This window comes from Methylobacterium longum (assembly GCF_022179385.1).
GTDB lineage: Bacteria > Pseudomonadota > Alphaproteobacteria > Rhizobiales > Beijerinckiaceae > Methylobacterium > Methylobacterium longum.
In genome coordinates this window covers 1-6,464 of sequence record NZ_BPQS01000095.1, presented here as the reverse complement: position 1 = coordinate 6,464, position 6,464 = coordinate 1, and the positions used below count along the sequence as shown (strand labels likewise).

Sequence of the window (6,464 nt, the reverse complement as noted above, 5' to 3'; positions counted from 1 at the left end):
CTGCGCGACTTGATCGATGAGGGCGCGGAAGTCGCTGCCCCACATGGGGCTGTCCAGGACGTCGGAGGCGATGACGTAGCTGCCGTCGATCCGGGCGAAGTGCATGATCGCGTCGCCGTCCGGTCGGCAGAACACGAACCAGGGCTCGGCTTCGTCGCTCAAGCCCTGTTCGCTGCCGATCGGCAAGCCGGCTCGGATCAGCGCAGCCTCGACCCGGTAGAACTCCGCGAGTTCCTGCTGCGACCAACCACCCAGGTTCTTCGATGCAGGTCGGAAGAACGAGACAACCGCACCCATCGGGCCCTCATCTTTGCCGCCAGAACGATGAACTCGTCTCCTTGCTCATGGCTCCGCACCTCACTGTATCGAGGTAGGCCGCGGCGTGAAAGCCGAGGACGAGGGAGCGTCGACCGAAGCGATGTTCAAGGCACACTGGTGCCGAAACAGCGACAGGATGATCAACCGTTCTCAAGCATTAGACAGGCCACCATATTCGGCAAGAACGGTTCGGATGCGGCACGTCCGCTTAGGGACAAACGATCAAGGTCCGGTTTCCACCGAGGGTGTGAAAACGCGGAGGCGGTAGAAAGAATTTCCCGAGGACAACCTAGGCAGTGCCGGAATAGACATCCAGACCGCGTCAGAACCGTCCTCCAGCGGGGCTGCCTGTCTGCCGCGTAGAGGATTGTTCTACAATTTCGGGGTGCGCTTCCGTTTTCACACAGCGTGCACCCGTTGCGGACCCTGCCGGTGGGTACCAAGTGTCGGATTTCGGCCACTAGCTGGTCTTCCTCACCCCAACGTAGCCCAAGCTGACGGCGAGGGCTGGGCGTCCCGGGAGAAAGCTCGGAGAGCGTTCGAGGCCATGCAGAAGGGCGAGGGCCGCCTCGGTGCTTCTACCGGCCGCGCTGGTGTCGTTGGTGGTCAGAAGGTCGAGGCGAACGGCAGCGTCAGCGTCGTCGTGCAGCGGCCAGGGCCGGACACGAACGTCCGCACCTCCGCATCCGGCAACCTGTTCAAGGACGTGGTGCTGAGCCGAGGGCGGGCTATGGCTCCGGCAGGTAGTTCGTGACGTTGTGAAGAACCACGGGCGGCATATGGCGAAGGCGGATTAGCCGCCAGACCTACGCGACGGCATCCAACAGCAGACAGGCCATCGAAGACAAGGTTCTTGATCGGGCCAGCAGCGTCTCATACTTTGGTCTGCGGCAGTCTGACGCATGTTAAGGATCGAGCCTGCCTGATGCGGCACACCCCCACGATTATGGTCGGACGCTTTAATCAGACCCTTCGTGTCGAGGCTCAGCTTTGTGGGAGCGGCTCAAGGCCATGGGCCTGGGCGATCTACGGGGCAAACCCCTGGTTCGCGGTCGAGCGATCCGAGCCTATGTTCCCCAACCCTGAAGCAGCCAAGCGCGTCGGCATGTTGGTGGCGACGCAGATCAAGCTGACGGCAGAAGCGCGTCGCCGCCGACTCCACTGAGACTGTCACTATGTGGGGCTCACGGGCATGTGAGGCGACAGGCGGCCGGAGTCCGCTACGATCTACGCGTTCTTCCTCCAGGCAGAACAACCTTCAGCCCCGCCGGCACCGCCGCGGGGCTTTTTCTTAACCTATGCCGCCGTAAGATCAGGGCAGATCCCAGCGTTTGCCACACATGCGCGGATCTCGAGAAGCCCGCCCGGTTCGCCGGCGCGGGCTTTTTCGTGCCCGATCCTAGCCCGGGCCAGTCGTCGGCGGCCATTGGTACCGGACGCTAACCGCAGTCCGCCATTCTGCCACTCAGGCCACGTCGCGTATCTTGCCCCTGCCGTGAGGAACTGCACCAAGCTCCGCCAGCAACTAGCGAGGCATTCGCCCTTTGACCATGCCGGCCAGATAGTCGCCGTTGATGATGGCGCCGAGATCCTTCTCTATCGGCAGGTACCGGGGTCGACGTCTTTTATCGCAGGCTTCATCGAAGCCGAGGATGCGACCTGTGTCCGGCTCAATCTGACCGACGACCGCACCGTCACGATCGCGGACCTCCAAGTTATCGCGGCCGATGGTGATCGTCCCGCGGATGATACCAACAGAGTTCGTCATACCGAAATCGGACTGGCGCACGTAAGCCTCGCCGTTGGGACCAGCTGGATCGATCGAGATGTTGCCGAACAGTACCATGGCGATGCGGCAGTCTGCGGCCTGCGCCGCTCCTTCAGCGGCGACCAGGGCGAGGGCAGCGAGGGCTGTGCGCATGGTGGCAGGATAGCTGAGGCTCAGCGACCGGCAACCTCTTCCGCGACATCGTGCAGAACCACGGGCGGCAGTTGGCGTAGGCGGATTAGCATTGGTCTGGGTCAGCCGGCTTCGGGGCGTGATGCCGAGTCGCGGGCGCTGGAAGCAGCGAACTGGAGGCGCACCTCAGGACTTCATCGAGTGCCTACGCGATCTGTTTGCGCCGAGGCTCGGAGGAATTTCATGCGTGTCCTAGTTTTAGCTGCGCTCGCAGGCGTGGGTCTCAGCGTCTTGGCCCTTCCTGCCGCAGCCGTGCCGGCTGGCCCTGTGGCCGGTGTCTCTTCGTCGTCCGACATGCTCACCGACGTCCGGATGAGGCGCCATCGCATGCGGCGTCACTCGATGATGCGAACGCAGCGGCGGTACCCCGGCGCAAGCTTCGTCCGAAACAAGACACCCGGCGCTGCCGCTGGCAGCAGCGGAGGCAATGGGGTGACTGGCAGCTACGCCGCACCGAGTGGAAGATAGCTTTCGGCCCTCAGGCCCTTATCAGCTCCACCGGTATGTCATCGCGGAGGGCTGCTCCTCAAACGCGACGCTGCTACTGTTCAAGTTGTCACTCGGCGTAACGCACCGAGTTTCCTTTCCTTTAGCCCGCCCGGTTCGCCGGTGCGGGCTTCTTTGTGGGAGCCATTAACAATTCGGTAACCATGAGAGCGGAGGCTCGGATTTCGGCCGCAATCGAGCCAACGTCATGCCGCAGCATCACCCGACCGTAGCCTGGGCCATCGCTGCAGAAACCACGGCAGCGGTGATCCTATCGGAAAAGATGCTTGCGATGGAGGCGACCGGCGCAGCCCGGGCGTTCGCCGAACTGGCCGCGGCGCAGAAGGCCCGGGCAGCCTGGGCTAGAGCGCAGATCATCGTGCGGGACGTGGCGGGATGAAGCCGCAAACCCAATCCTGCGAAGCGTTGTTGGAGAGCGCTCGGCTCACCGTTGGCCTCGACGAGGCGAGGATCCTCCACCGGGACGCTCTCAAGCGTTGTCCGGCCTGCCATGGCCGTGTGACGATCCAAGGCGTCTATAGCGGGCAGGTATCTGTGAATCTGTCGCACCGGCGCATCCATGACGGCTGCCCGCTGATCCCAAGGCACTACAAGGGCGTGCCGTCGCAGCATCCGCAAGCACTCAAGTAGGCGTAGTACATCCCGGCAGGAACTCGCCAAGGCGCGGGTCACGACTTCGGCCTTCGGAAACCAATTCCGCGATGTGGTGCAGAACCATGGACGGCAGATTGGGAAGGCGGATTGATTTTCAGCTATCGATCTGTCCGGCGGTCACTTCCACGATCTGACCGGCTGCATCGAGCACCTGAAAGGCCGTCTCTATCGAGCGGAGCTGAAACTCCAGGACACGGGCGGTTCCCGCGTCCCATGCTTCTCGGAGACTGACGAACGTGCCGTCCAGCTGTTCGGTCGGGGGAGGCTCCCCTTGGTTCAGGAACAGCATGCGGACGGTGTAAGCCATGCCTCACCATGCCATGCTCATTCCCCTCAGCAAAGGCTCCTGCCTTGCAGAACCATCGGCGGCAGATGGCGAACGCAGATTAGCTCGCTGCTCCTCTACGGTGGCGGCGAACTATGCGCAGGCGCAGAACGACTCATTCGCCCATCCACGACGCTGCTATGTGCCGAGGTCCGGGCCATCTCAGCCTCAAGCTCCGCGAGCGGCACCTCTACACCGTTGGCAGCCAAATCGGCCTGAACGCGCTCCAGCAGCGCAGCGGGCTTCGATCCCTCAATCCTCGCGGCGATCAATGCGTCCGCATAGGCTTTTGACGTCATTCCATCCAGGCCCAGCATACGTATGGCTAAGTCAGCGACCGCTCGGATGCCGGCGATGTGGCTTGTGAACCGCATCTCCTCGCCATGTATATAGATAAGCTCGGCCGCACGCTCGCGTTCTTCGAATGACCTCAGCATGGCTAGGTCCTCATTGAGCTTCTGCCATTACTCATACGCCGATTTTTCAGCCGCGCATACATCGCCGCTCCTTCGCAGTGGCGACAACTTGCCGGCAGGCGCATAGGGACCTTCGCAAGCTCGCGGCAGGTTCTCTATTCAGATAGGAACCGCCAGCGAATAGAGGGTGTCATGGACATGCGTCAGCCGCCAACCATGAAGGCTGTCTCTGAAGGGGCTCACGCCCGCGCGGCTAAGCGCCCGAAGGACGCATGCCCGTACCCAGTCAACTCAGCAGAGCGTAGGGCTTGGATGGAGGGCTACGACGGTAGGCCCTGGAAGGATGGGCCAGATTGCCCGATGGCCGATGCCTGAACAGTCAGAGCGTAGCGCATCCCGGTAGGATAGCCGCCCAGGCAGGCGTCAGGACCTCGACCGCCGGAAACCCCTTCCGCGACGTGTTGCAGAACCGCGGGCGGCAGATGGCGATGGAAGAGTAGATCAGCCTCCACCGCTGCTTCCGCCCGCTCCGGGGCCGCCGAGATTGCCGTTCTTATTCGGCGTGTTCCAGTGAATGATGCCGTCGTCCTGAGGACGCGGCCTCGTGCTTGGAGGTTGCGGAAAACCAGCCTCCGGTGCCTCAATCGTGGCACGAGGAGTAGCCCTTTGGGTTCGACCGCGCTGGGCAACAGCTGCAGTGCTCACGATGCCCGTGAGCGCCACCATGAGCCATCTGATCGGCGCAGTTCTCATGATCATCCCGCGTCGTGCAGTGTTCGCTTCCCGGCGACAAGGGCCGTGAGCATCCCGGTAGGATAGCTGAAGGGATGGCGGCGTCGCGAGCGGGGCGCGAAGCCTTCTTCAGCCGCACCCTCAGCCCCTCGCCGTTCTCCTCGATGAAGATGACGCCGGCGGCTTCGAGGGTGGTCGTCAGTGTCCCTCTGCCTTGGCATGTAGCATCGCCTGCAGGATGGCGAGCGCCGCACCTCCCGGATGCCGCACAGTCTCCAGACCGGCAGGGCGCTTGCCGTGTCCCAAGCCCGGCGGCTGCAACTTCGCCTCGCCCGGCCCAGGCCCAACCCTCGTGACAACACCCCAGTCAGGCAGTGCGTGCGCAACCGCCATCAGCGCAGCATCCACCCACGCGTTCGACTGCATGAGGAAGGCGAACCGCACCTTCGTGTCAGCATCCTGCTTGCCGGTGGTCGCGAACCATACCTCGGCGAACAGCGGGCGCGATGGCTTTCGGGCTTTAGCCACCTTCTCGATGAGGGCGCCCAGCCCCGCTGTATCGGGTTTCATGGGAGGAGCGGACCGAAGTCAGTGTTGTACGGGCGGCACGACGCCTGTGAAAGGGGCCATGCCCTCTGCTTCAACAAGCGCGGTGAATGCGTTGTAGGCTTCCTGATCCGTCGCAAAGGTCTGAGCCCAGCCTGTTGGGCGACCTGACGACAGGTCGACCACGACGAGCTGCCAGGGATCCTGCGTGCCGGCATAGCGGTAGATCTCGACATCCACCTGCTCACCATCACGGCTGAAGGTGCCGGACAGCAGAGAGTGCTCGAAGTCGCGATCGTCATCTACCGGTGGCTGGCTCATACCCGCTTCTTTGTGCTGAGCCCCTGTGCCAGCAGTTCCACCACGTTGTCGCCCTTCCGGCCGGTAGGCGGGGCAGATGCAGCCGCTTCGGCTTCCTTAACCCGCTTCTCGACTTCCATCACGAGGTACGCCACAGACGGTGGCCACTGCACGCCGTTATCGAGAAGCATCCTGGCGGCGTGAACGAGCATCCTGAACTGCTCCGGCGGGATCGACGTACCTGCCTCGTGCTGTTCAAGGATGTGATCGGCGATCGACGCCGCTAGTCCGGCGACCTCAGCCATCTTGTCGGGCTGATCGCCGGCTTGGCTCACTTCAGACAGCTCTTCGCCTTCAGGTGCTCCGTGAGGCCCATCAATTTCCCCCTAAGATCTTCGCGGCGGCGCACTTAGACTAGGCCGATCCGCCGGGCCATTAGACTTTGTCCCAGATCCAGGCAGCTCCCATCATCGCCAGCCCGCCGCAGGCAAATCCGATTACAAGGTAGCGGTGGAGGCGATCGTGAGGAAACAGGGACATGGTGAATGGCCTAGTGATACTTGACCATTGATGCACAGACACCGCGTCCGGCGGCTAGAGCATTTTCGGTTTGAGCTGAGTCGGCGTGGTGGGGTTCACACGGCGGGCGGCGGCTGATTCACTGCTTGCTCCGGACACGGAGTGCATCATGGGCCGCCCCTACAGC

General features: G+C 62.8%; 11 protein-coding genes. 4 read left to right on the top strand and 7 right to left on the bottom strand.

From position 1 onward, the window contains the following. Nucleotides 1-297, bottom strand: a 297-nt coding sequence (locus tag MFF58_RS31005; RefSeq protein WP_238294085.1) for a hypothetical protein, incomplete at its 3' end; no start/stop codon positions are given. Nucleotides 298-865: 568 nt separating this feature from the next. Between MFF58_RS31005 and MFF58_RS31000 the strand changes: the two genes are divergently transcribed. Next, nucleotides 866-1,072, top strand: coding sequence for a hypothetical protein (locus MFF58_RS31000; RefSeq protein ID WP_238294083.1), 207 nt, complete (start codon nt 866-868; stop codon nt 1,070-1,072). A 771-nt stretch (nt 1,073-1,843) separates the two neighbouring features. Here MFF58_RS31000 and MFF58_RS30995 read toward each other — a convergent pair. Beyond that, nucleotides 1,844-2,239, bottom strand: coding sequence for a hypothetical protein (locus MFF58_RS30995; RefSeq protein ID WP_238294081.1), 396 nt, complete (start codon nt 2,237-2,239; stop codon nt 1,844-1,846). Nucleotides 2,240-2,972: 733 nt separating this feature from the next. On the opposite strand from MFF58_RS30995, the gene MFF58_RS30990 reads away from it, so the two are divergent. After that, entirely contained in the window at nt 2,973-3,164 is a 192-nt protein-coding gene (locus tag MFF58_RS30990) for a hypothetical protein (protein ID WP_238294079.1), read from the top strand. Beyond that, nucleotides 3,161-3,415 (top strand): hypothetical protein, encoded by a 255-nt coding sequence (locus MFF58_RS30985; RefSeq protein WP_238294077.1) that lies wholly within the window; start codon nt 3,161-3,163, stop codon nt 3,413-3,415. Before MFF58_RS30990 ends, MFF58_RS30985 begins: the two co-directional genes overlap by 4 nt. Nucleotides 3,416-3,533: 118 nt before the next feature. Here MFF58_RS30985 and MFF58_RS30980 read toward each other — a convergent pair whose 3' ends face one another. Both MFF58_RS30980 and MFF58_RS30975 read right to left on the bottom strand, forming a co-directional pair. Beyond that, nucleotides 3,534-3,746: a hypothetical protein gene (locus tag MFF58_RS30980; RefSeq protein ID WP_238294075.1), complete on the bottom strand. Its 213-nt coding sequence runs from the start codon at nt 3,744-3,746 to the stop codon at nt 3,534-3,536. 95 nt (nt 3,747-3,841) lie between these two features. Beyond that, nucleotides 3,842-4,201 carry an ATPase inhibitor subunit zeta gene (locus MFF58_RS30975; RefSeq protein WP_238294073.1) on the bottom strand — a complete coding sequence of 120 codons (360 nt, stop codon included), beginning with the start codon at nt 4,199-4,201 and terminating at the stop codon, nt 3,842-3,844. Nucleotides 4,202-4,372: 171 nt separating this feature from the next. Here MFF58_RS30975 and MFF58_RS30970 point away from each other — a divergent pair, with 171 nt between their 5' ends. Then, a complete protein-coding gene (locus MFF58_RS30970) occupies nt 4,373-4,555 on the top strand; it encodes an Rmf/CrpP fold protein (protein WP_238294071.1) in 183 nt (60 codons plus the stop codon). 555 nt (nt 4,556-5,110) lie between these two features. On the opposite strand, the gene MFF58_RS30965 is transcribed toward MFF58_RS30970, so the two are convergent. From MFF58_RS30965 to MFF58_RS30955, 3 genes are read right to left on the bottom strand one after another with little or no spacing between them, the layout of a single operon-like run. Next, a complete protein-coding gene (locus tag MFF58_RS30965) occupies nt 5,111-5,482 on the bottom strand; it encodes a hypothetical protein (RefSeq protein WP_238294069.1) in 372 nt (123 codons plus the stop codon). Nucleotides 5,483-5,500: 18 nt separating this feature from the next. Next, nucleotides 5,501-5,779 (bottom strand): hypothetical protein, encoded by a 279-nt coding sequence (locus MFF58_RS30960; RefSeq protein ID WP_238294067.1) that lies wholly within the window; start codon nt 5,777-5,779, stop codon nt 5,501-5,503. After that, nucleotides 5,776-6,063, bottom strand: a complete 288-nt coding sequence (locus tag MFF58_RS30955) for a hypothetical protein (RefSeq protein ID WP_238294064.1) — start codon at nt 6,061-6,063, stop codon at nt 5,776-5,778. Before MFF58_RS30955 ends, MFF58_RS30960 begins: the two co-directional genes overlap by 4 nt. Nucleotides 6,064-6,464: the final 401 nt, after the last annotated feature.